Genomic DNA, 22205 nt, shown 5'->3' with positions numbered 1-22205 from the left:
GGCCAGCATAGCAGCAATGATGGCGAGCGTGCGCCCGATCCCGTTGACTTTCCGTTAACTATGCCGCGCCGGTCGCCGGGGTGCTGTCGGAGGCGCCTGCGCCACTGCCGGCAGAGAGGTCCGGGCCGTTCGGGTCGCCGGGGGCCGTCTCCCATCCGAGATCGGGAAACGCCATAATGCGGTTGTTGCGGAAGTCGTTGCGGCAGACGATGACGCCCCGCTCCTCCATGTAGGCGATGATGCGGCGCGCCCGCCCGGCCGAGTGGGTGCCGTAGGCGCGCGCGACGGCGGCGTCCGAGGGGCAGGGGGCACCGTCATGGGCGGCCCGCGCCAACATCAGGAAGACGCCGTGCATGTCCTCCGGCAAGGTCGCCGCCAGCGAGACCGCCGCATGCCAGGGGCCGTCCTCGGCGGCGCTGCGCGCGTCAATGCCCGCGCGTGCCATGGCGAGGCGGCGGCGGAAGGCCGGCAGGTCCGGCGGTGTGCCGGGTACGCGACGGATGCGGCAGCGCACGAGAAAGTCCTGGTAGAGCACGGCGATGGAGCGGAAGGCCGAATCGGGGTCGGCGAGCACCTCCGTGAGCACGGCGTCGATGAGCGCCTCACGCTCTGCGGGGGGCATCGGCGGCTCGGCCGGCTCGCTCGGGGCCGGCGGTTCCGGCCGTGCGCGCACGAGCTGGGCGAGGATGTCGTTTGTCGAAGGTGGCGGCGGCGCGACCGGCCTGCGCGGCGGTGAGCGCACGGGCTCCGGCTCTGCCGGCGTGAAGATGAGCTCATGCGCATCCTGCGGCGGCTGCTCCGGCAGGGGCACGAGGCGCGGGCTGCTGCTGCGGGCGCTCGTCTCCACCGGGCCGATGGTCACCGGCAGGGGGCGGCGCGACAGGGCCGGGCCGAGCGCGACGAAACGGCCGCGGTCGAGGTCGCGGAACATCTCGGCCTGCCGCCGTTCCATGCCGAGGAGGTCGGCGGCGCGCGCCATGTCGATGTCGAGGAAGGTGCGGCCCATGAGGAAGTTGGAGGCTTCCGCCGCGACGTTCTTGGCGAGCTTGGCGAGACGCTGGGTGGCGATAACGCCGGCAAGGCCACGCTTGCGGCCGCGGCACATCAGGTTGGTCATGGCGCCGAGCGAGACCTTGCGCGCCTCGTCCGACACCTCGCCGGCGGCCGCCGGGGCGAAGAGCTGCGCCTCGTCGACGACGACGAGCATGGGATACCAGTAGTCGCGCTCGGCATCGAAGAGGCCGCCGAGGAAGGCGGCGGCGCAGCGCATCTGCATCTCCGCATCAAGCCCCTCGAGGTTGAGGACGACGGAGACGCGGTGCTGGCGCACGCGTGCGGCAATGCGGGTGAGGTCGTTCTCGCTGCGGCTCGCGTCGACGACCACGTGGCCGAAGCGGTCGGCCAGGGTGACGAAATCCCCTTCCGGATCGACCACGGCCTGCTGCACCCACTGGGCGCTCTGTTCCAGCAGGCGGCGCAGCAGGTGCGACTTGCCGGAGCCAGAATTGCCCTGCACGAGCAGGCGAGTGGCGAGGAGCTCTTCGAGATCGAGCAGGGCGGGTGTGCCCGCCTGCGTCACCCCCATGTCGATCCCGACCTTCATTCCGCTCCTCGTCCTGGCTCCCGACGCATGACGGCTCCCGGCTCCGCCGGTGCCGGCATGATTCGCATTCGCGAGCGCGCGCCCCTTCAATAGCCGCCGTAGACGAGGCGCGCCAAGACCGGTAGCGGGCTTTGCGGCCGCCAGATGCGGCACCGGACGACGCACGGTGCCGCATCGAGCGACGATTCCCGTCGCGTTCGCGTCAAAGTCGTGGTCAACCATGGTCGACCGTGGCCGGGCGGCGGTCGCGCGATGCTCAGGGAAGGCGACATGACGGCACGCATCGAAGATACGCACATCGTCTACGACGGCTGGGCGACCGTGGAGGTCGCCACGATCCGTTTCGAGGACGGCTTCATCATCCACCGCGAGGTGGAGAACCACGGCACCGCGGTGGCGGTGCTCGCCTTCGACTCCGAGCGCGGTGTGGCGCTGCTCACGAGCCAGTGCCGGGCACCCGTCCTGCGCGAGAGCGGCGACCTCGTGCTCGAGGTGCCGGCCGGGCTCGAGGAGGGGGAGGATCCGGTCGCTTGCGCCCGGCGCGAGGTGCTGGAAGAGACAGGCGTGCGGCTCGCCGGCCTCACCCATGTCGTGCGCGCCTGGACGATGCCGGGCCTTTCCACCGAGCGCTGCTCGCTCTTCCTCGCGGAGTACCGCGAGGCGGACCGGATCGAGGACGGCGGCGGGCTCGACGAGGACGGAGAGCGCATCACGGTTCACGAGCTGCCGCTCGCCACCCTCGCGGAAATGGCCGACGCGGGCCGGCTGACCGACCTCAAGACCTTCGCGCTCGTCCAGACGCTGCGGCTGCAGCGGCCGGAGCTCTTCGCGCGGCGGTGATGTTCAGGCCGGCGCCGACTCGCTCTCCTCGTCCGCCTCAACGCCGAGGAAGCCTCCGGACTGGCGCCGCCACAGCGCGGCGTAGAGGCCGCCGCGCGCCAGCAGCTCCGCGTGCGTGCCGGTCTCGACGATGCGGCCGGCGTCCATGACGACGAGCCTGTCGAGCACCGCGATCGTCGACAGGCGATGGGCGATGGCGATGACAGTCTTGCCCTTCATGAGGCTGTAGAGCTGTTCCTGGATCGCGGCCTCGATTTCCGAATCGAGGGCGGATGTCGCCTCGTCCAGCACGAGGATCGGCGCGTCCTTGAGCAGGGCGCGCGCGATGGCGATGCGCTGGCGCTGGCCGCCGGAGAGCTTGACGCCGCGCTCGCCCACATGGGCGTCGTAGCCGCGCCGGCCGGCGGGGTCCGTCAGATCCTCGATGAAGACGTCGGCATGGGCCATGCGGGCTGCGGCCCGGATCTCCTCCTCGCTCGCCTCGGGCCGTCCGTAGGCGATGTTGTCACGGATGGAGCGGTGCAGCAGCGAGGTATCCTGCGTCACCATGCCGATCTGCCGACGCAGCGACTCCTGGGTGACGGTCGTGATGTCCTGGCCGTCGATGAGGATGCGCCCGCTCTCGGCGTCGTAGAAGCGCAGCAGCAGGTTGACGAGCGTCGACTTGCCGGCACCGGAGCGGCCGACAAGGCCCACCTTCTCGCCGGGCTTCACCACGAGCGACAGGTCATCGATGACGCCGCGCTCGCGGCCGTAGTTGAAGCGCACATGCTCGAAGCGGATCTCGCCCCTGGTGACGACGAGCTCGCGCGCATCCGGCCGGTCCTTGATGGCGGTGGGCTGGGCGAGCGTGTTCATGCCGTCCTGCACCGTGCCGATCTCCTCGAAGAGGCTGGCGACCTCCCACAGGAACCAGTCGGACATGCCGCGCAGCCGCAGCACGATGGCGATGCCGACGGCGATGGCGCCCATCGACAGGGCGGACTGGTGCCACGCATAGACGGAAAGGCCACCGACGCCGGCGAGCAGGAGGGCGTTGGTCGTGTGCAGGCCGACCGTCAGCCAGGTGACGAGCCGCATCTGCCGATAGACGGTGTCCATGAAGCCGCTCATCGCATCGCGCGCATAGTCGAGCTCGCGGCGCGTGTGCGCGAAGAGCTTGATGGTCTGGATGTTGGTGTAGCTGTCGACCACCCGGCCGGTCATCTCCGCCCGTGCGTTGGCCTGTTCCATGGAGACGATCCGCAGCCGCGGCACGAAGTAGACCATGAGACCCACGTAGGCGAAGAGCCACAGGACCAGCGGTACCATCAGGAGCGGGTCGGCACTGGCGAGCAGGAAGAGCGCGCCGAGGAAGTAGGTGACGACATAGACCGCCACGTCCATGAGCTTCATCACCGTCTCGCGCACGGCGAGCGCAGTCTGCATCACCTTCTGCGAGACGCGGCCGGCGAACTCGTCCTGGAAGAAGGCCATGCTCTGCTCGAGAATGTAGCGGTGCGTCAGCCACCGCGCGATCATCGGATAGTTGCCGAAGATCGTCTGGTGGGTGATGAGCGACTGCACCAGGACGATGAGCGGAAAGCCCACGACGACGAGGAGTGCCATGCCGGCGAGCGCCCAGGCATGCGTCTGGAAGAAGGTGGCGCGGTCCGCCTTGGTCAGCCAGTCGACCAGCGAGCCCATGAAGCTGACGAAGCTGATCTCGATGATCGAGATGAGCGCCGTCAGCGTCGCCATGACGATGAGCCAGGGCAGCACCGGGCGCGAATAGTGCATGATGAACGGCACCAGCCGGCGCGGCGGCGCGACGGCCTCGCCCCTGGGGAAGGGGTCGACGAGGGTTTCGAAGAAACGGAACATGGCGTCCAGACTGAGAACGGTGAAGCCGCGGCGCGCGCGGCAGCGGCAGGTGGCCCGTCCGCCGCCCGGTCAGGCGGCGGATGAAGGCATGGCCACGGGCATATGGTGGCTCCTTCGCTCGCTGTCACGCTTCCGGCCGCTCACTGCGAGGACTCGGCCCCGCCTCGGCCTTCGTCGGACTGCTGATCGAGGTCGCCTGCTGGCGGGAGGGCCGGATCGCGGCGCCTGCCGCCCGCACTCCGCTGCCGTCACACGTCGAGGTTCGCCACCGACAGCGCGTTTTCCTGGATGAACTCGCGCCGCGGCTCGACGACGTCGCCCATCAGCTTGACGAAGATGTCGTCGGCCTCGTCGACCTCGCGGATCTTCACTTGCAGCAGCGAGCGGTTCTCGCGGTCGAGCGTCGTCTCCCAGAGCTGCTCGGGGTTCATCTCCCCGAGGCCCTTGTAGCGCTGGAGCTGGATGCCCTTGCGCCCCGCGGCCATGACGGCATCGAAGAGGGCGACCGGGCCCTCGATGGTCTTCTCCTCGCCGCGGCGCACAAAGGTGGCGGGCTTGGCATAGACGTCCTGCAGGCTCGCGGCGCGCTCGTCGAGCTTGCGTGCCTCCGACGATGCGAGGAGCGCCGCGTCGAGGCTGATCGTCTGGCGCACGCCGCGCACGGTACGGGTGAAGACGAAGCCGCCGGCTTCGGCCCGGCCTTCCCAGCCGCGCTCGGTTTCCTCGGCAATGGCGTCGAGGCGCCGGGCGATGTAGGCGGCAGCCGCCTCGGCAGCGGCCGGCTCCTCCGCCACCTGCGGGCGCAGCGCCCCGGCGATGGCCGCCTGCTCGACCACGGTGCGGTTGTAGCGCGTGTGCAGGCTGCCCAGCATCTGGCGCACGAAGCGCGCCTCCTCGACGAGGGTGCGCAGGTCCGCGCCGGCGCGCTCCTCGCCGTTGCCGAGCCGCAGCACGGCGCCATCGAGGCCGCCGTCGATGAGATAGTCCTCGAGCGCGCGCTCGTCCTTCAGGTACTGCTGCGACTTGCCGCGCGTGACCTTGTAGAGCGGCGGCTGGGCGATGTAGAGGTGCCCGCGCTCGATCAGCTCCGGCATCTGGCGGAAGAAGAAGGTCAGCAGCAGCGTGCGGATGTGGGAACCGTCCACGTCCGCGTCCGTCATGATGATGATCTTGTGGTAGCGCAGCTTGTCGGCCGAGAATTCCTCGCGGCCGATGCCCGTGCCGAGCGCGGTGATGAGCGTGCCGATCTCCTGGCTCGACAGCATCTTGTCGAAGCGGGCACGTTCCACGTTGAGGATCTTGCCCCTGAGCGGCAGCACGGCCTGATATTCGCGGGCACGGCCCTGTTTGGCCGAGCCGCCGGCCGAGTCGCCCTCCACGATGAAGAGTTCGGCCTTGGCCGGGTCGCGCTCCTGGCAGTCGGCGAGCTTGCCGGGCAGCGAGGCCACGTCGAGCGCGCCCTTGCGCCGGGTCAGCTCGCGCGCCTTGCGCGCTGCCTCACGGGCGGCCGCGGCTTCGACGACCTTGCTCACCACGGTGCGGCCGTCGGAGGGGTTCTCCTCGAGCCAGGTCGCCAGCGCCTCGTTCATGATGCTCTCGACCACGGGGCGCACCTCCGACGAGACCAGCTTGTCCTTGGTCTGGGAGGAAAACTTCGGGTCCGGCACCTTCACCGAGATGATGGCGGTGAGGCCCTCGCGGCAGTCGTCGCCCGTGAGCGAGACCTTCTCCTTCTTGGTCAGGCCGGTCGCTTCGGCGTAGTGCGTGATCTGACGCGTCAGAGCGGCGCGGAAGCCGGCCAGGTGCGTGCCGCCGTCGCGCTGCGGGATGTTGTTGGTGAAGGCCAGCACCGTCTCGTGGTAGCTGTCGTTCCACCACAGGGCGATCTCGACGCCGATGCCGTCGCGCTCGCCCCGCAGCACCACAGGTTTGGAGATGAGCGGCGTCTTGGTGCGGTCGAGATAGCGCACGAAGGCTTCGACGCCGCCCTCGTAGCACAGCTCCTCGCGCTTGCGCTCGGCATGGCGGTTGTCGGTGAGGACGATGCGCACGCCCGAGTTCAGGAAGGCGAGCTCGCGCAGGCGGTGCTCCAGCGTCGCATAATCGAATTCGGTGACGGAGAAGGTCTCGGGGCTCGGCAGGAAGGTCACCTCCGTGCCGCGCTTGCCGCCCGCGTCGCCCACCACCGCCAACGGTGCGACGGTGTCGCCGTTGCGGAATTCGACGAAATGCTCCTTGCCGCCGCGCCAGATGCGCAGCTTGAGCCAGGTGGACAGCGCGTTGACGACCGAGACGCCCACGCCATGGAGGCCGCCCGAGACCTTGTAGGAATTCTGGTCGAACTTACCGCCGGCGTGGAGCTGGGTCATGATGACTTCGGCAGCCGAGATGCCCTCCTCGGCGTGGAGGTCCGTCGGGATGCCGCGGCCGTTGTCCGTCACCGTGCAGGAGCCGTCGGGATTGAGCGTCACCGTGACCTCGGTGGCGTAGCCGGCGAGGGCCTCGTCGATGGCATTGTCGACGACCTCGTAGACCATGTGGTGCAGGCCGGAGCCGTCGTCAGTGTCGCCGATGTACATGCCCGGGCGCTTGCGCACCGCATCGAGCCCCTTGAGCACCCTGATGGAATCGGCGCCGTAGGAGTCGGGGTTGAGGTCGCGGGCGGGTTCGGCCATGGGGCGATAATCCTGTCAATGATCCCATGCGCACGCACAGCGTGCGACAGGCTTGATTCGACTATTAAATTTAGTGTCTCAACCGGACGATTGCACGTGTCGCGGCCGCTTTCGCAGCCTCATACGGACCCTCGCTCCGGCGTGTCCCGTCAACGGCTTGCCACCGCCAAGGCCGCGCCGGCCATGATCGTTCCGGTCGCCCGGTTGACGAGGCGCACCGCCTGCGCGCTCGTGAAGAGACGACGCGCGCGGGCCGCAAGGACGATGTAGGCCGAGAACACCGCGGCGAGCACCGACAGCGTCACGGCGACGAGCTCGACATAGCCCACCGCATCGAGGTGAGCCATGTCGACGATGTTCGGCACGAGCGCGAGGTAGAAGACGATGACCTTGGGGTTGCCGAGGGTGAGGGCGAGCCCGGCCAGGAACAGCTTCACCGGGTTTTCGCGCCGACTGTCCGCCTCGATCTCGCGGGCGTCCGCCGGGGCGCTCCACAGCTTCCAGGCGAGATAGAGCAGATAGGCTGCCCCCGCGTATTTCACGACGAGGAAGACGCCGTGGAAGGTCTGGGCCAGCACGGCAAGACCGGTCACGGCGAAGGTCAGCCACACGACATCGCCGAGGGCGATGCCCGCCGTGAAGGCTGCCGCCCCCTGCGTCCCGCGGCCGAGTACGCGCGCGACGATCGCAGCGATGCCGGGGCCGGGCGAGGCGGCGGCCACGGTGAGCGCGCCAGCGAAGACGAGAAGGCCCGTGAGGTCGAGACCGGACATGAAAACATCACTTCCTTGTGTCGCGGGGATCGGGGCTCCCCGCTGAGGCGCTGCCCGTTCTTATCAGAAATGCCGGCATCCGCGAAGTCCGGCGGCCCCTGCAGGAGTGCGGCATTTGCCGCATCAGCGGGCGCGGGCGGTCATCCGGCGCGCATCGGCACGAGCCGGCCCGGCGTCACGGAGAAGCGCGCGGCGCCCGCCGGCAGGTCGGCAAAAAGGGTGGGATCGGCACCGGTCATCCAGACCTGGCTGCCGAGGTCGGCGAGCGTGGCGTAGAGCGCGGCCCGCCGGCGCGGGTCGAGATGGGCGGCGATCTCATCCATGAGCACGAGCGGCGCCATGCCGCTCATGGCGGCGACGAGGCGGGCATGGGCGAGCACGAGGCCGATGAGGAGCGCCTTCTGCTCGCCGGTGGAACATTCGGCCGCCGGCATGTCCTTCGGCCCGTGGCGCACGGTGAGGTCGCTCGCCTGCGGCCCGGTGAGCGTGCGCCCCGCAGCCCTGTCGCGCATGCGGCCTTCGGCGAGGCGCGCGCGGTAAAGGTCCTCCACCTCGACCGCGGGCCGGCCCGCGGCCATGTCCTCGAACTCGCCGCCGATGGAGAGATCGCCCCAGGGGAAGGGCGAGGCGTCATCGCGCGCAGCGAGGATGAGCGCTGCGAGCCGCGTCACCGTTTCGCGTCGGGCGGCGGCGACGGCGACGGCGAGCTCGGCGAGCTCGGTCTCGATGGCGTCGAGCCAGGCGGTGTTGCGCGGATGTTCCTCCAGCACGCGGTTGCGGCTGCGCAGCGCGCGCTCGAAGGCGTTGACGCGTGTGCCATGGGCGGGGTCAACGGCGAGCACGAGCCGGTCGAGGAAGCGCCGCCGGTCGCCGGGCGCTCCGGTGAAAAGCCCGTCGAGCGCGGGTGTCAGCCACACGACGCGCACGTATTCAGCGAAGGCGGCCGGCGAGCTCGCAGTCTCGCCGTCGATGCGGCAACGGCGTGTGAGGCCGCCGTCCGGTGTGCGCTCGGTCCCTGTCCCGAGCCGGACGTCGCCCCAGCGCGTGTCGAGCGAAAGGGAGACGGAGAAGGTGCCAGGGCCATCGTGCGCCGCCATGGCGGCGAGGTCCGCCCGCCGCAGGCCGCGGCCTGCCGTGAAAAGCGAGAGGGCCTCCAGCAGGTTGGTCTTGCCGGCACCGTTCTCGCCCACGAGGGCAACGAGCGGCGCGTCGATGTCGATGTCGAGGCTGCGGTAGCTGCGGAAGTCGCGCAGGCCGAGGCGCGTCACGCGGCAGCGGCTGGCTGCGCCGGCAGGGGGCAGGGAAACGGGTGGCGTCTGCTCGGTCATCGCCTCGTCATGCAGTGGCGCGGCGGGCGCCACCGCCCCGATCCACGGTTGCCGAGGCGCAGGTGTTCTCGTCGTGACGTTCACACGCGCATCGGCATGAGGACATAGAGCGCACTCGCGCCCTCGCGGTCCTGGATCAGCGTCGGCGAGCCAGGGTCGGCGAGCTTGAACAGTGCCGTGTCGCCGTCGAGCTGGGCCGTGATGTCGAGGAGATAGCGGGCATTGAAACCGATATCGAGCGGCTCGGCCTCGTAGTCGACCTCGAGCTCTTCCGTCGCGCTGCCCGAATCGGGATTGGTGACCGAAAGCGTCAGCCGCCCGTCGGCGAGGGCGAGCTTCACCGCCCGGCCTCGTTCGGAGGAGATGGTAGAGACACGGTCCACGGCCGCGGCGAAGCTCGCCCGCTCGACGACGAGGTGCTTGTCGTTGCCGGTCGGGATCACCCGCTGATAGTCCGGGAAGGTGCCGTCGATGAGCTTGGATGTCAGGACGACGGAGCCGATGGAGAGGCGGATCTTGCTCGGGGACAGCTCGACGCTGACCTGCGCGTCGGCATCCTCCAGCAGCTTCTGCACCTCGGCCACGGCCTTGCGGGGCACGATGACGCCCGGCATGCCGGCCGAGCCCTCGGGCGCGGCGGTCTCGACACGGGCGAGGCGGTGGCCGTCGGTGGCGACGGCGCGCAGCACCGGCATGCCGTTGCTCTCGATGGTGTGGAGATAGATGCCGTTGAGGTAGTAGCGCGTCTCCTCGGTGGAGATCGCGAACTGCGTCTTGTCGATGAGACGTTTCAGCTCGCCTGCCGGCAGGGAGAAGCGGTGCGGCATCTCGCCGGCGGCGATGTCCGGAAAGTCGCTCTCGGGCAGCGCCTGCAGCGAAAAGCGCGAGCGGCCTGACCGGATCAGCATCTGGCTCGTATCGCCGCCGGTCTCGAGCGAGACCTGGGAGCCGTCGGGCAGCTTGCGCACGATGTCGTAGAGCACGTGTGCGGGCACGGTGGTCGCGCCCCCCATCTCGACGTCGGCGGCGAGCGCCTCGGTGACTTCGAGATCGAGGTCCGTCGCCTTCAGGTGCAGCATGCCGCTCTCGGCGCGCAGCAGCACGTTCGACAGGATCGGAATGGTGTTGCGCCGCTCGACGACGCGATGCACATGCCCGAGCGACTTGAGAAGTGCCGCCCGCTCGACCGTGACCTTCATGACCGCCTGTTTCCCTTTGGCGTTCCGCGAAGCGCCTGAGACGCTGCTGCCCGGCGGACAGGCTTGCCCGCCGGGGCACGCACAATGCCGTCTTGTCGGCCCTTGTGCAAGGGTGGCAACGGGGGTGTCAACAAAGGCGGGGTGGCAGGCTCCGCGGGGCTGCTCATTCCTGCAGCATGCGCTTGAGGAGTTCGACCTCCTCGTTGAGCGCAGGATCCTCTCCCACGGCTTTCTCGATCTTGCGCACGGCGTGCAGCACGGTGGTGTGGTCGCGTCCGCCGAAGCGCCGGCCGATCTCCGGCAGGGAGCGCAGGGTCAGCACCTTCGACAGGTACATGGCGATCTGGCGCGGCTTCACGACCGCCGCCGTGCGCCGCTCGGACAGGAGATCGGCGCGCGAGACGTTGTAGCGCCCGGCGACGAGCTTCTGGATGTCCTCGATCTTGACACGCTTGGGGTCGCGGGTGCGCACCAGGTCGCGCACGGCCGCCTCGGCGGTCTCGATGGTCAGCGGCGCGCCGGTCAGCGTCGCATGGGCGAGCAGGCGGTTGACCGCCCCGTCGAGGTCGCGCCCGTTGGTGGCGATGACGCGCGCCACATAGGCGATGACAGCCTCGGGCACCTGGAAGGTGGGATGCAGGGCCTGCACGGCGGCGATGCGCGTCGACAGGATGCGGGTGCGCAGCTCCTCATCGAGCGGGCTCATCTCGACGACGAGGCCGCCGGCCAGACGCGAGCGCACGCGCTCGTCGAGGGCCTCGAGGTCGGACGGCGGACGGTCCGCGGCGACGACGATCTGTCGGCCGGCGTCGAGCAGCGCATTGATGGTGTGGCCAAATTCCTGCTGGATCGACTTGCCCTGGAGGAACTGCACGTCGTCGATGACGAGCATGTCGATGCCGCGCAGGCGCTCCTTGAAGGCGAGGGCGGTCTGGGCCTTCAGCGAGGCGACGAAGCCGTACATGAAGCGGTCCGCCGTGAGGTAGATGACGCGCTTGCCGCGCTCCTGCGCCTCGTGGGCGATGGCCTGCATCAGGTGGGTTTTGCCGAGGCCGACGCCGGCATGGATGTAGAGCGGGTTGTAGAGCGGCGCGCCGCCCTCGTGGCGGGCGATGCGGTCGGCGGCGGCATGGGCGAGGGCATTCGAGCGGCCGACGATAAAGGTCGAGAAGGTGAGCCGCGGGTCGAGCGCGTTGGCGGCGCTGTCGTCCGTGAGATCGGAGGCCGCGGGCTTCTCAGTGGTGGTCTCGCGCGCCTCCTCGGCCCGCGGGCGGGCCGCGGCGGGTGCGGCGGAGCGTACGGGGGCCTGCGCCGGCTCGCTCACGCGGGTGACGGTCGGCACCTCGCGCGCCACCGCGCCGCGGACGAAGAAGGCGACGCGGCTGACGGCCGGATGCTCGGCCTTGAAGATGGCCAGGACACGATCGGCGTAGTGCGACTCGATCCAGCTTTTCAGGAAGCGGGTCGGCACGGACAGGCGGGCGGTACCGGCCACAAGGCCGTCGCACTCGAGCCGGCCGAACCAGCTCGAGAACACGTCCTCGCCCAGCTCGGCACGCAGCCGGCGGCGCACGCGCCCCCAGGCTTCCGTCAGGTCCTCGTTGCTGGCGGCGGTGCGGGCGTCATCGGCATCAGGCGCGGGTCCACGCGGGACGGCCATGCCCTTGGCCTCGATCACGCTCTCTTCGCCTTTGTACATCGCCCCAGCTCCTTCGTTCTTCTTGTTTGGTGCCGACAACGCCCCGCGCGATGCAGGTGACCCCGCAACGCCACTGAACGCGTCCCGCTACCGACGATTGAGTTTCGCAAAAAGCGCCCGTCTGCTGTCGCCATCCTGTGATGGCGACGCTCTGGAACTCTCTCTGCAATCGAATCCGGACCAGCTACGGCGGATAAGTTCTTATTCGTTCGTTCTTATGCCGCTCAGCTGATCCATCGCCTGCGTGGGCAGGCTTTTCCGCAATCCGGGAGAAAGAGTCAATGGGTTCGAGCTGTGGCAACTTTGCGGTGCGACGCCTTGTCTTAGAGACAACACGAACCCCTCCCCCGAAATGAGGCTGAATACGTCGAACTTCTGTTGAGAACCTCTGCCCTGGCGGCGAGGTAGGATGACCCTACGCCAAGGGCCGGCCTGACGCAACACGACTATGGGTTGCATTCTCGCCGCTCAACGCGCAAACCGATGGGCGGCCTCTCGTCGGTTCGTGGCTCCTGCGTGCAACTCTTTGTGGATCAAGCGACTTTGAAGTCGTGATCAGAAACTGAGAAGTCGCGTCGCGGCGGCATTTTTGGCGGCCGGAAGTCTCCGAGTCGGGGGCTCCGGCAGGGGAGATTCGGGTCCGGCCGGGCCCTTTGCCCCCTAAAGTTTTGTCAGCACGACATTTTGTCTGCGCGGTTCCCGCGGCGGCAAGCCGCAAGGGCAAGTCGGCAAAATGTCGCGTTGTCAAGGTATCCGATGCCGAAAAATGCGGCCGCGGCAGCGCCGTTGCCGCCGGCTGACGAACGGCCGCCCCGGCGTCCTGGGAACCCGCGCCGGCGGCTCGCGCGCAAAAGGAAAGAGCCCGGCGAAGGCCAGGCTCCTTCGGATCCGTGCGCGCAAAGCGGCGGCGCACGCGCCGTCAGCGCGGCCTCAGGCCTGCAGCGCCTTGATGCGGTGCGCGAGGCGCGACACCTTGCGCGAGGCGGTGTTCTTGTGCAGCACGCCCTTCTGGGCTGCACGCATCAGCTCGGGCTGGGCATTCCGCAGGGCCTCAAGCGCAGCCTGCTGGTCGCCCGTCGCGATGGCTTCCTCGACCTTGCGGATGAAAGTGCGCACGCGGCTGCGGCGCGCCTTGTTCACGGCGGTGCGGCGGGCGATCTTGCGCGTCGCCTTCTTGGCCGACGGGGTGTTCGCCATGGTGATCCTCGTATCGTCCCGATCTGGCCGCGCGGCGAAGGGCCGGGCGATCGGGATCGGTGGTGGCGGTTGAACAAAATGACAGCGGTCAAGCCGCCGTCCATGAGCGCGGGCTTATAGTCGCTCGTTGCCCGAGCGTCAACGGCCTGTCGCATCGGCGCGACGGGAATCGGCGGCGGAGGTCAGGGCAGGAGGCTCAGCAGCCATTGCCCGAGCGGGTTGGCGCTGTCGAGCAGGAGGCGCAGCGCCATCAGGCAGCAGACGACGACGATGAGCGGGCGGATGAGCCGGGCGCCGTGGCGCAGGGCGAGGGAGGCGCCGAGGCGGGCGCCGACGAGCTGGCCGGCCGCCATGGCGAGGCCGAGCGGCCACAGCACGGCCCCTGTCGCCGCGAAGAGGGCGAGGCCGCCGAGATTGCTCGCGAAGTTGAGCAGTTTGGTGTGGGCCGTCGCGCGGACCACGCCGAAGCCGAGGAGCGTGACGAACCCGAGCATGTAGAAGGAGCCGGCGCCCGGCCCGAGCAGCCCGTCGTAGAAGCCGACGGGCACCACGACGGCGAGGATGAAGGCTAGGCGGCTGATGCGGGCTCGCGCGTCTTCGTCGCGCACCTTGCGCGAGAGCGCGAAATAGACGGCGACGGCGATGAGGAGAACAGGCATCGCGGCCGCGACCAGCGTCACCGGCAGCACCCTGACGGCGAGCGCCCCGGCGATGGCGGCGACGCTGGCCACGCATGCCAGCGGCGCTGCGTCGCGCCAGTCGATCATGCCGGCGCGGGCGAAGCGGTGGGTGGCAACGGCGACGCCGAAGGTGCCCTGCAGCTTGTTGGTGGCGACGGCGGAGACGGGGTCGAGACCGGCCAGCATCAGCGCCGGCACCGTGATCATGCCGCCGCCGCCGGCGATGGCATCGACGAATCCGGCTCCCACCGCCACGAGCGCAAGCAGGGCGACGATGTCGAGTTCGAGACCGGCCATGGGTGACCGGCCTCCCCCGCCGGATCGGGCATGCGCTCCCTCTATAGACGCCGGTCAGCGGTTCTTGAAGTCCGCCTTGCGCTTGTCCACGAAGGCCGCCATGCCCTCCTTCTGGTCGGCGGTGGCGAACATGGCGTGGAACAGGCGGCGCTCGAAGCGGATACCCTCGGCCAGTGTCGTCTCGTAGGCGCGGTTGATGCTCTCCTTGGCCATCATGACGATGGGCAGCGACATGTCGGCGATGGTCGCCGCCGTCTTCAGCGCATCTTCGAGCAGCTCGGCCGCCGGCACGACGCGGGCCACGAGGCCGGCGCGCTCCGCCTCCTCGGCACCCATCAGGCGGCCGGTGAGGCAGAGTTCCATGGCCTTCGCCTTGCCGATGATGCGCGTCAGGCGCTGGGTGCCCCCGGCGCCGGGCATGACGCCCAGCTTGATCTCCGGCTGGCCGAACTTCGCCGTGTCGGCGGCGATGATGATGTCACACATCATGGCCAGTTCGCAGCCGCCGCCGAGTGCAAAGCCGGCGACCGCGGCGATGAGCGGCTTGCGGCGGCTCGCCACGCGGTCCCAGCTCGTGATGAAGTCCTCGAGATAGGTCTCGGGATAGGTGAGGCTTTGCATCTCCTTGATGTCGGCGCCGGCCGCGAAGGCCTTCTCCGACCCGGTGATGACGATGGCGCCAATGCCCGGATCCTTCTCGAAGGCGTCGAGCGCCTGGTTGAGCTCGCCGATGAGCTGCGAGTTGAGGGCGTTAAGGGCCTGCGGGCGATTGAGCGTGACGAGGCCGACCTTGCCGCGCGTCTCCACGAGGATGGTTTCATAGGCCATGGGAGAACTCCTGCGATGTGCTGGCGGAAGGGCTACCCGAAGGTGGACGGCCGCGTCCATACGCATTCGCGCAAAGCTGCCACGGCTTTCCGATGCCTCAGCGCTGGCACTGGCTGCACCAGAAGGTGGAGCGGCCGGACTGGACGAGCCGCGCCACAGTGCCGCGGCAGCCCGGCGTCGGGCAGGGCGCATGCTCGCGGTCGTAGACGCGGAAGGCATGCTGGAAATAGCCGAGTGAGCCGTCCGTCTTCACGTAGTCGCGCAGGGTGGAGCCGCCGGCGGCGACGGCCTCGTTCAGCACGTCGCGGATCGCCGTCGCCAGCCGCTCGGCGGCCGCGGTCGCCCGCCCCGTCTTCGTCGCCAGCGTGCCGGCGGGGCGCAGGGGCGACAGGCCGGCCCGGTGCAGCGCCTCACACACATAGATGTTGCCGAGTCCCGCAATGAGGCGCTGGTCCATCAGCGCGGCCTTGAGCGGCGCCTTGCGGCCGGCGAACAGGCGGGCGATGAGCGCGCCGTCGAGTGCGTTGCCCAGCGGCTCGACGCCGAGGTGGCGGAAGAGCGGGTGCCGGTCGAGCTCGTCGCGGGCCACGAGTGTCATGAAGCCGAAGCGGCGGGCGTCGTTGTAGGTGATGCGGACGCCGTTGGAGAGCAGGAACACGACATGGTCGTGGGCGGCGTTGCGGCCGGCTTCCTGGTAGAAGTCGCCGGGCTCGCGCAGCGCCCCGCCCGGCTCCTCCACGATGAAGCGGCCCGTCATGCCGAGATGCATGACGAGGATGTCGCCGCCCGACAGGTCCGCCATCAGGTACTTGGCGCGCCGCCCGAGTGAGATGACGGTCCGGCCCCGGAGCCGCTCGGCGAAGCGTTCCGGAAAGGGGAAGCGCAGGTCCGGCCGGCGCTGGTCGACGGCCGCGATGCCGGCGCCGACCATGGCGGGCTCGAGGCCCCGCCTCACCGTCTCGACCTCGGGCAGTTCGGGCATCGTGTCGTGCTCCTCCGGGCGGGCTTCCCACGGCGGGCCGTTGTGCCGCGTCCGCCCGTTCCTGTCCATGGGCCGCGGCCATTGACGGGCGCGGCTGGGCCGCGCTCCCATGGCCGGCAGGGGCCGACACACACCATCCGGAGGGAAGCCATGGAGCGGATTCTTCTCGTCACCGGCGGCAGCCGCGGCATCGGCGCGGCGACCTGCCGCCTCGCCGCCGCCGAGGGCTATCACGTCGCCGTCAACTACGTCAGTGATGCCGCCGCCGCCGAGGCGATCGTCGCTGACTGCCGTGCCAGAGGCGTGCGGGCCGAGGCCTTCAAGGCCGATATGGGCAAGGAGGAAGAGATCCGCCGTCTCTTCGCCGAGGTCGACGAGAGGCTCGGGCGGCTCACCCATTTCGTCAACAACGCCGGCATCACGGGTCCCGTCAGCCGGCTCGATGCCGCCTCCAGCGCCACGATCCGCGCCTGCATCGACGTCAACGTGACCGGCGCCATCCTGGCAGCGCAGGAGGCAATCCGCCGCCTGTCGCCGAAGCACGGGGGCCACGGTGGGGCGATCGTCAACATTTCCTCGGCCGCCTCGCAGCTCGGCGGGCCAGGCGAATATGTCTGGTACGCGGCGTCCAAGGGCGCCATCGATGCGCTCACCATCGGCCTGTCGAAGGAGCTCGCCGGCGAGAACATCCGCGTCAATGCCGTGCAGCCCGGTCTCATCGAGACCGACATCCACGCCAGAAGCTCCCACGCGCCCGAGAGGCTGGCACGGTTGACGCCGCTCATCCCCATGGGCCGCACCGGGACAGCCGAGGAGGTGGCGCGCACCATTCTCTTCCTGCTGTCCGACGCGGCCTCCTACATCACGGGGGCCTTCGTGCGCGTGACGGGCGGGCGCTGATCAGGCCGCGACCTCGTTCCACAGCGGGTGGAGTGGGGGCTCGTCCTCCTCAATGGCGGCGAAGCGTGGCAACTCTTCCAGAAACACATTGTCGGCGTGGTCGTCGTTGACCTGCGAGACCTCGCCGACGAGCACCGTGCCGGTGCTCGGCGCGCCGTAGAAGCGGTGCGCGAGTCCGCGCGGGATGGTGATGCTCTGGCCCGGTGCGAGCAGGATCGGCTCGCCCGGGGCCACCTCGCGGGCCATGCCGTCGCAGTGGACGATGACCGGCCCCTCGCCGCGCCTGCCGTCTGCGGTGCGGGAAAAGACCTCGACGGCGAGGCTGCCCCCGCCGCGCACGATGATGTCCTCCATCTTCACCCTGTGCCAGTGCCAGGGCGTCTCCTGTCCCTCGCGCACCATCATCAGTTTTTCGGCATAGGGCGCCTCGCCCGGCACGCCGGCGATCCCGTTGCGCAGGCAGAAGAGGACGAGCCCGCGCCGCGGGAAGTCGCCGGAGCCGAAATCGGTGACGTCCCAACCCATCTGCCGCGCGGCGCAGTAGCGTGCGACGGCTGGATGTGCAGCCCACTCCTCCGGGGACCAGGCGGCCCACGGCGGCAGGGCAAACTGATGGGCTGCGAAAAAAGCCGCGGCTTCGCGCAGCAAGGCGTTGATGTCCGATCGGCGCATGCGTCCTCCCTCCGGGGCGTGACCCCGCCCGCAGGCGGGGCGCGTGCCGCCTCTCAGGCGAGCGAGGCGATGATCTCGCGATAGGCTGCCTCGGGGAAGGCCTTCAGTGTGCGGGTGCGGACGTTGCCGAGCCGGCCCAGCTGCAGCGTGAAGCGCGCCGCCACCGCGTCGTCTGGCGCCTCGATGATGAGCACCATGTCGCAATCGCCCATGCACAGGTAAAAGGCGCGCAGGGCGCCGGACATGTCGGCGAGCGCCTTCTTGGCCGCGTCGAGCCGGGCCGGCGATTCCCCGATGTTGCGGATGCCCTGATCCGTCCAGTTGGCGAGCAGGATGTAGGTCGTCATGGCGCTCCTCCCGGCGGCTTCGGCCGCCGCGGCGCTCGTTCCGGAACCGCCCCGTGCCGGATCATGCCCCGCCAAGCGCCGCTGAAGGGGCGCGGGACGCGGGGTGGAGCCCTTGAGTGTGGACCGCGCCTCAGGGTCCGGCAAGGCATTGCAGCGGAAGGCAGAAGTCACGGGCGGGTGGCGCCGGCGCCCCCGCAGCGCGAAAGCCTGTTCCCACGCCCGCCAAAGCCGCTTAGAAGCATGCCGACCCATAGTCGAGCGGCCGAGTGCCGGAGGAGAGAAGCGATGAGGCCATCCAGGCGTGCGCCGGACGAAATGCGCAAGGTTTCCCTGGAGCGGGCGGTGGCGCGCTATGCCGAGGGCTCCTGTCTCGTGAAGTTCGGCGATACCCACGTGCTGTGCACCGCCTCCCTCGAGGAGCGGGGGCCGCCGTGGCTGCGCGGCACGGGCCGCGGCTGGGTGACGGCCGAATATTCGATGCTGCCGCGCGCGACGATGGAGCGCACGCGGCGCGAGGTGACGGCGGGCCGCCCCTCCGGCCGCACACAGGAGATCCAGCGGCTCATCGGCCGCTCCCTGCGCGCCGTCGTCGACCTCAACGCGCTCGGCGAACGGCAGATCGTCATCGATTGCGATGTGTTGCAGGCCGACGGCGGCACGCGCACCGCGGCGATCACGGGTGCCTGGGTGGCCCTGCACGACTGCATCGCCTGGATGAAGGCGCGCTCCATGCTGCAGGGCGAGGCCCTGAAGGACCACGTGGCGGCCGTCTCCTGCGGCATCCATGAAGGAACGCCTGTGCTCGACCTCGACTATGCCGAGGATTCGGTGGCGGAGACCGACGCCAACTTCGTCATCACGGGCTCGGGTGGCCTTGTCGAGGTGCAGGGCACGGCCGAGGGCAAGCCCTTCACGGTGGAGGAGCTGATGGCCCTCCTCGAGCTGGCGCGCGTGGGCGCGGCCAAGCTCGTCGACCTGCAGAAAATGGCCGTGATGTGAGCGGGAGCGGTCCCATGGCGCGCAGGCTCGAGGGCAAGATCGTCATCGCCACGCACAACCGGGGCAAGCTCCGTGAGATGCAGGAGCTGCTCGCGCCCTACGGCGTCGAGGCGGTCTCGGCGGGCGACCTCGGCCTGCCTGAGCCGGACGAGACCGGCATGACCTTTGCCGAGAATGCGGCGCTCAAGGCCCATGCGGCGGCGAAGGCGGCCGGCCTGCCGGCACTCGCCGACGATTCGGGCCTGTGCGTCGTCGCGCTCGACGGGGCGCCGGGCATCTTCTCCGCCCGCTGGGCCGGGCCGGGCAAGGACTTCGCCCATGCCATGCGGCGGGTGGAGGAGGAGCTCGCCCGGCGCGGGGCGACGGAGGCCGAGGCGCGGCGGGCGCATTTCGTCTCTGCCCTCGTTGTCGCCTGGCCGGATGGGCACGAGGAGCTGTTCGAGGGCCGTGTCTTCGGCACCCTTGTGTGGCCGCCGCGCGGTGACAGGGGCTTCGGCTACGACCCGATGTTCCAGCCCGACGGGCACGCGCGAACTTTCGGCGAGATGACGGGCGACGAGAAGCACGGCTGGGGCCAGGGCGAAGGCCTTTCGCACCGCGCCCGCGCCTTCTCGAAACTTGCCGCCGCCTGCCTTCGAAAGGACACAGCGGCCCGATAGCCGGGCGGGGAAGGGGCTGCCGATGGCCACCTTGTCCCGTGACTGAAGCCTTGTCGGAAACTGCAGGACGAGCCTTGATACATCCCACTGCCGACGCCGGCTTCGGTGTCTACCTGCACTGGCCGTTCTGCGCCTCGAAGTGTCCCTACTGCGACTTCAACAGCCACGTGCGGCACACGCGGGTGGACGAGGAGCGCTTCGTCGCCGCCTTCGCGCGCGAGATCGCCCACAACGCCGCGCTCACCGGCCCACGCGAGGTGACGAGCATTTTCTTTGGTGGTGGCACGCCCTCGCTGATGCGGCCGGCAACCGTCGGGGCCATTCTCGATGCAGTGGCGAGGCACTGGTCCATCGCACCGGACGCCGAGATCTCGCTGGAGGCCAACCCCACCAGCGTCGAGGCGGAGCGCTTCCGGGGCTATCGCGCGGCCGGTGTCAACCGGGTGTCCCTCGGCGTGCAGGCGCTCAACGATGCGGACCTGCGCCGCCTCGGGCGCATGCACACGGCCGCGGAGGCGCTGGCTGCAGTGCGTATCGCCGCCGACACGTTCGAGCGCTATTCCTTCGATCTGATCTACGCGCGCCCTCATCAGACGCCCGCCGCCTGGGCGGCGGAGCTCAAGGAGGCCATCGGCCATGCCGTCGAACACCTGTCGCTCTACCAGCTCACCATCGAGCCGGGCACGTGGTTCGAGCGGCTGGTGGCCGCCGGCAAGCTGAGCGTGCCGGACAGCGAGACAGGGCGCGCGCTCTATGACGTGACGCAGGAAGTCTGCGCGCGGCATGGCCTGCCGGGTTACGAGATCTCCAACCACGCCCGCCCGGGCGCGGAGTGCCGGCACAACCTGCTCTACTGGCGCTACGGCGAATACGCCGGCATCGGGCCGGGGGCGCATGGCCGCCTGGTTACGGCCGGCGGGCGCCTCGCCACAGTGACCGTCCGCGGGCCGGAGGACTGGCTGTCGGCGGTGGAGCGCGACGGCCACGGCATCGAGAGCAGCGAGATCCTCTCGCCGGAAGCGCAGGGGGACGAATTCCTGCTGATGGGACTGCGCCTCGTCGAGGGCATCGATCCCGGGCGCTTTGCAGCGCTCGCCGGACGCCCGCTCGATGCCGGCCGGGTCGACGCCCTCATTGCCGAAGGGCTCCTCGCGCGTGATGCGGCGGGCCGGCTGCGCGCCACGGAGGCGGGCTTCCCCGTCCTCGACGCGCTGGTGGCCGACCTCTCCTCCTGAGGATCAGCCGCCGGCGCCGAGCTGGCGGGGGGCCGGCGAGACCGGAACCGCCGTCCCGTTGCGGATTTCGAGCACCGCGAGGCCGCGCTCGTTGGTGCCGTTGGGGTTGAAGCGGAAGACGCCGTCCGCCCCGGCGAAGCCCGAGGCATTGGTCAGCACCGGCTCGCTGAAGCGCTGCGCGCCCTGGGTGCGCACCAGTGCCGCGGCAAGCGAGACGGCATCGTAGCCGAGCGTGGCGATGCGCGTCGGGTCGCTGCCGTACTTGGCCCGGTAGCGCTGCGCGAAGGCATTGAAGCCGGCCGCGTCGGGGGCGGCGAACCACCCGCCTTGCAGGCCGGGCTGCGAGAAAATGCGCGCCTCGTTCCACACACCGGTTCCGAGCATGCGCACCTTCTGCGGATCGACGCCGGCGCCGTGCAGCGCCTGGGCGACGGCGATGAGCGAATCACCGCTGTCCGGCACGAAGACGGCATTGACCTGTGGCGAGGTGCCGCCCGCGACGGCGGCGATCTTGGCCGCCTGGGCCGCGGCACTGGCGCGGTCATAGGTCTCCATGGCGACGATGCGCCCGCCGTTGCGGGCGACCGCCGTCTGGAAGGCGGCCTGGGCAACGCGGCCATAGGCCGTATTGGGGATAAGCGCGGCGAACGACCGCAGCCCCTGGCGCGCGGCATAGGCGACGACGCGCTCCACCTCCGATTCCGGCATGAAGCTCAGGAGATAGACGCCCGGCGCGGCGACGCCGGCATCGGTGGAGAAGGCGATGACCGGCCGGCCGGCGCCGCGGGCCACCTGGCCGGCGGCGCGCACGGCATCGGCAAAGAGCGGGCCGAGGATCAGCTCCGCCCCCTCGGAGATGGCCGCCTGCGTGGCGGCGCGCGCTCCTTCGGGCGTGCCGCGGTCGTCCTTTACGAGAAGCTGGATGTCCGGCTGGCTGAACTCGCTCATGGCGAGCTCGGCGGCGTTGCGCAGGGAGACGGCCGCCGCGCCGGCCTGGCCGCCGGCCGACAGCGGCAGGATGAGCGCCACCTTGACGTTGCCGGTGCCGATGGTGGTGCCCGGAACGCTCGGCGCCGGCTCGCTCGCCACGCCTTCGCCCCCCGTCATGTTCGATAGGCTGCCGCTGCACGAGGCAACGAGCACGCCCGTCGCGAGAACGAGGGCGGCCTGCTTGAGGCGGCGCCACAGCGAGGGCGCCGCGTCGGGGCGAGCGGGGTTGCGGGCAAGGTAGCGCGTCACGGCAGACTCCTGAGCACCTCTCGGCTGGTGAGCGGCCAGTGGGCCGGATGAGCCGGCATTGTTCAAAAGTCGCATCAGGATCGCAACCAAAAGTAAATGCTCGCTCCCGCCTCCGAACGCCCGACCTGCCCGGAGCGGGGCATCGTCTGCTATGGAAGGTGCAGGGCGCGTGGCAAAATTGTCGTGCACA

General features: G+C 69.8%; 19 protein-coding genes. 5 read left to right on the top strand and 14 right to left on the bottom strand.

All coding sequences use genetic code 11. The features are described from left to right. Positions 1 to 58: 58 nt before the first annotated feature. On the bottom strand, positions 59 to 1603 hold the full coding sequence (locus tag HNQ73_RS04770; protein ID WP_183332783.1) for a helicase HerA domain-containing protein: 1545 nt from the start codon (positions 1601 to 1603) through the stop codon (positions 59 to 61). A gap of 270 nt (positions 1604 to 1873) precedes the next feature. On the opposite strand from HNQ73_RS04770, the gene HNQ73_RS04765 reads away from it, so the two are divergent. Next, positions 1874 to 2443 (top strand): NUDIX domain-containing protein, encoded by a 570-nt coding sequence (locus HNQ73_RS04765; RefSeq protein ID WP_183332781.1) that lies wholly within the window; start codon positions 1874 to 1876, stop codon positions 2441 to 2443. A 3-nt stretch (positions 2444 to 2446) separates the two neighbouring features. On the opposite strand, the gene HNQ73_RS04760 is transcribed toward HNQ73_RS04765, so the two are convergent. The 10 genes from HNQ73_RS04760 to mutM all read right to left on the bottom strand — a co-directional run bounded on the left by HNQ73_RS04760 (position 2447) and on the right by mutM (position 15964). Further along, a complete protein-coding gene (locus tag HNQ73_RS04760; protein ID WP_183332779.1) occupies positions 2447 to 4306 on the bottom strand; it encodes an ABC transporter ATP-binding protein in 1860 nt (619 codons plus the stop codon). Positions 4307 to 4554: 248 nt separating this feature from the next. Further along, positions 4555 to 6981 (bottom strand): DNA topoisomerase (ATP-hydrolyzing) subunit B, encoded by a 2427-nt coding sequence (gene gyrB / locus HNQ73_RS04755; RefSeq protein WP_183332777.1) that lies wholly within the window; start codon positions 6979 to 6981, stop codon positions 4555 to 4557. A gap of 149 nt (positions 6982 to 7130) precedes the next feature. After that, a complete protein-coding gene (locus HNQ73_RS04750) occupies positions 7131 to 7754 on the bottom strand; it encodes a LysE family translocator (RefSeq protein WP_183332775.1) in 624 nt (207 codons plus the stop codon). Positions 7755 to 7894: 140 nt separating this feature from the next. Further along, complete coding sequence (recF, locus tag HNQ73_RS04745) at positions 7895 to 9082, bottom strand: DNA replication/repair protein RecF (RefSeq protein WP_183332773.1); 1188 nt, start codon at positions 9080 to 9082, stop codon at positions 7895 to 7897. Positions 9083 to 9162: 80 nt separating this feature from the next. Next, positions 9163 to 10281, bottom strand: a complete 1119-nt coding sequence (gene dnaN / locus HNQ73_RS04740; RefSeq protein ID WP_183332771.1) for a DNA polymerase III subunit beta — start codon at positions 10279 to 10281, stop codon at positions 9163 to 9165. Between the two features lie 163 nt (positions 10282 to 10444). Continuing rightward, positions 10445 to 11941, bottom strand: a complete 1497-nt coding sequence (dnaA, locus tag HNQ73_RS04735) for a chromosomal replication initiator protein DnaA (RefSeq protein ID WP_373284870.1) — start codon at positions 11939 to 11941, stop codon at positions 10445 to 10447. A gap of 969 nt (positions 11942 to 12910) precedes the next feature. Beyond that, complete coding sequence (gene rpsT, locus HNQ73_RS04730; protein WP_183332767.1) at positions 12911 to 13177, bottom strand: 30S ribosomal protein S20; 267 nt, start codon at positions 13175 to 13177, stop codon at positions 12911 to 12913. 182 nt (positions 13178 to 13359) lie between these two features. Then, the gene (locus HNQ73_RS04725) at positions 13360 to 14154 is read right to left on the bottom strand and encodes a TSUP family transporter (protein ID WP_183332765.1); all 795 of its coding nucleotides are present in this window, start codon (positions 14152 to 14154) and stop codon (positions 13360 to 13362) included. A 54-nt stretch (positions 14155 to 14208) separates the two neighbouring features. After that, positions 14209 to 14982, bottom strand: coding sequence for an enoyl-CoA hydratase (locus HNQ73_RS04720; protein WP_183332763.1), 774 nt, complete (start codon positions 14980 to 14982; stop codon positions 14209 to 14211). A gap of 97 nt (positions 14983 to 15079) precedes the next feature. After that, the gene (mutM, locus tag HNQ73_RS04715) at positions 15080 to 15964 is read right to left on the bottom strand and encodes a bifunctional DNA-formamidopyrimidine glycosylase/DNA-(apurinic or apyrimidinic site) lyase (protein WP_183332761.1); all 885 of its coding nucleotides are present in this window, start codon (positions 15962 to 15964) and stop codon (positions 15080 to 15082) included. Between the two features lie 150 nt (positions 15965 to 16114). On the opposite strand from mutM, the gene HNQ73_RS04710 reads away from it, so the two are divergent. Beyond that, a complete protein-coding gene (locus HNQ73_RS04710) occupies positions 16115 to 16864 on the top strand; it encodes an SDR family oxidoreductase (protein WP_183332759.1) in 750 nt (249 codons plus the stop codon). Here HNQ73_RS04710 and HNQ73_RS04705 read toward each other — a convergent pair whose 3' ends face one another. Further along, positions 16865 to 17536 (bottom strand): D-lyxose/D-mannose family sugar isomerase, encoded by a 672-nt coding sequence (locus HNQ73_RS04705; RefSeq protein ID WP_183332757.1) that lies wholly within the window; start codon positions 17534 to 17536, stop codon positions 16865 to 16867. It abuts the gene before it with no gap. Positions 17537 to 17589: 53 nt separating this feature from the next. Then, positions 17590 to 17883: a GYD domain-containing protein gene (locus tag HNQ73_RS04700; protein ID WP_183332755.1), complete on the bottom strand. Its 294-nt coding sequence runs from the start codon at positions 17881 to 17883 to the stop codon at positions 17590 to 17592. 285 nt (positions 17884 to 18168) lie between these two features. Here HNQ73_RS04700 and rph point away from each other — a divergent pair, with 285 nt between their 5' ends. The 3 genes from rph to hemW all read left to right on the top strand — a co-directional run bounded on the left by rph (position 18169) and on the right by hemW (position 20776). Next, positions 18169 to 18882, top strand: a complete 714-nt coding sequence (gene rph / locus HNQ73_RS04695; RefSeq protein WP_183332753.1) for a ribonuclease PH — start codon at positions 18169 to 18171, stop codon at positions 18880 to 18882. Between the two features lie 14 nt (positions 18883 to 18896). Next, positions 18897 to 19541, top strand: coding sequence for an RdgB/HAM1 family non-canonical purine NTP pyrophosphatase (gene rdgB, locus HNQ73_RS04690; RefSeq protein ID WP_183332751.1), 645 nt, complete (start codon positions 18897 to 18899; stop codon positions 19539 to 19541). Positions 19542 to 19615: 74 nt separating this feature from the next. Next, positions 19616 to 20776: a radical SAM family heme chaperone HemW gene (gene hemW / locus HNQ73_RS04685; protein WP_183332749.1), complete on the top strand. Its 1161-nt coding sequence runs from the start codon at positions 19616 to 19618 to the stop codon at positions 20774 to 20776. A gap of 3 nt (positions 20777 to 20779) precedes the next feature. Here the strand turns inward: hemW and HNQ73_RS04680 are convergent, their stop codons facing one another. After that, the gene (locus HNQ73_RS04680) at positions 20780 to 22015 is read right to left on the bottom strand and encodes a penicillin-binding protein activator (RefSeq protein WP_183332747.1); all 1236 of its coding nucleotides are present in this window, start codon (positions 22013 to 22015) and stop codon (positions 20780 to 20782) included. Positions 22016 to 22205 lie beyond the last annotated feature (190 nt).

The organism is Chelatococcus composti (assembly GCF_014201415.1).
GTDB classification, from domain to species: Bacteria; Pseudomonadota; Alphaproteobacteria; order Rhizobiales; family Beijerinckiaceae; genus Chelatococcus_A; species Chelatococcus_A composti.
The sequence above is the reverse complement of the archived record's forward strand: the minus strand, read 5'-3'. Positions and strand labels throughout refer to the sequence as shown.

Bases quoted from the DNA above. Each gene is read 5' to 3' on its own strand.
- HNQ73_RS04770 (WP_183332783.1), bottom strand. From the start codon at position 1,603: ATGAAGGTCGGGATCGACATGGGGGTGACGCAGGCGGGCACACCCGCC.
- HNQ73_RS04765 (WP_183332781.1), top strand. From the start codon at position 1,874: ATGACGGCACGCATCGAAGATACGCACATCGTCTACGACGGCTGGGCG.
- HNQ73_RS04760 (WP_183332779.1), bottom strand. From the start codon at position 4,306: ATGTTCCGTTTCTTCGAAACCCTCGTCGACCCCTTCCCCAGGGGCGAG.
- gyrB (WP_183332777.1), bottom strand. From the start codon at position 6,981: ATGGCCGAACCCGCCCGCGACCTCAACCCCGACTCCTACGGCGCCGAT.
- HNQ73_RS04750 (WP_183332775.1), bottom strand. From the start codon at position 7,754: ATGTCCGGTCTCGACCTCACGGGCCTTCTCGTCTTCGCTGGCGCGCTC.
- recF (WP_183332773.1), bottom strand. From the start codon at position 9,082: ATGACCGAGCAGACGCCACCCGTTTCCCTGCCCCCTGCCGGCGCAGCC.
- dnaN (WP_183332771.1), bottom strand. From the start codon at position 10,281: ATGAAGGTCACGGTCGAGCGGGCGGCACTTCTCAAGTCGCTCGGGCAT.
- dnaA (WP_373284870.1), bottom strand. From the start codon at position 11,941: ATGGCCGTCCCGCGTGGACCCGCGCCTGATGCCGATGACGCCCGCACC.
- rpsT (WP_183332767.1), bottom strand. From the start codon at position 13,177: ATGGCGAACACCCCGTCGGCCAAGAAGGCGACGCGCAAGATCGCCCGC.
- HNQ73_RS04725 (WP_183332765.1), bottom strand. From the start codon at position 14,154: ATGGCCGGTCTCGAACTCGACATCGTCGCCCTGCTTGCGCTCGTGGCG.
- HNQ73_RS04720 (WP_183332763.1), bottom strand. From the start codon at position 14,982: ATGGCCTATGAAACCATCCTCGTGGAGACGCGCGGCAAGGTCGGCCTC.
- mutM (WP_183332761.1), bottom strand. From the start codon at position 15,964: ATGCCCGAACTGCCCGAGGTCGAGACGGTGAGGCGGGGCCTCGAGCCC.
- HNQ73_RS04710 (WP_183332759.1), top strand. From the start codon at position 16,115: ATGGAGCGGATTCTTCTCGTCACCGGCGGCAGCCGCGGCATCGGCGCG.
- HNQ73_RS04705 (WP_183332757.1), bottom strand. From the start codon at position 17,536: ATGCGCCGATCGGACATCAACGCCTTGCTGCGCGAAGCCGCGGCTTTT.
- HNQ73_RS04700 (WP_183332755.1), bottom strand. From the start codon at position 17,883: ATGACGACCTACATCCTGCTCGCCAACTGGACGGATCAGGGCATCCGC.
- rph (WP_183332753.1), top strand. From the start codon at position 18,169: ATGAGGCCATCCAGGCGTGCGCCGGACGAAATGCGCAAGGTTTCCCTG.
- rdgB (WP_183332751.1), top strand. From the start codon at position 18,897: ATGGCGCGCAGGCTCGAGGGCAAGATCGTCATCGCCACGCACAACCGG.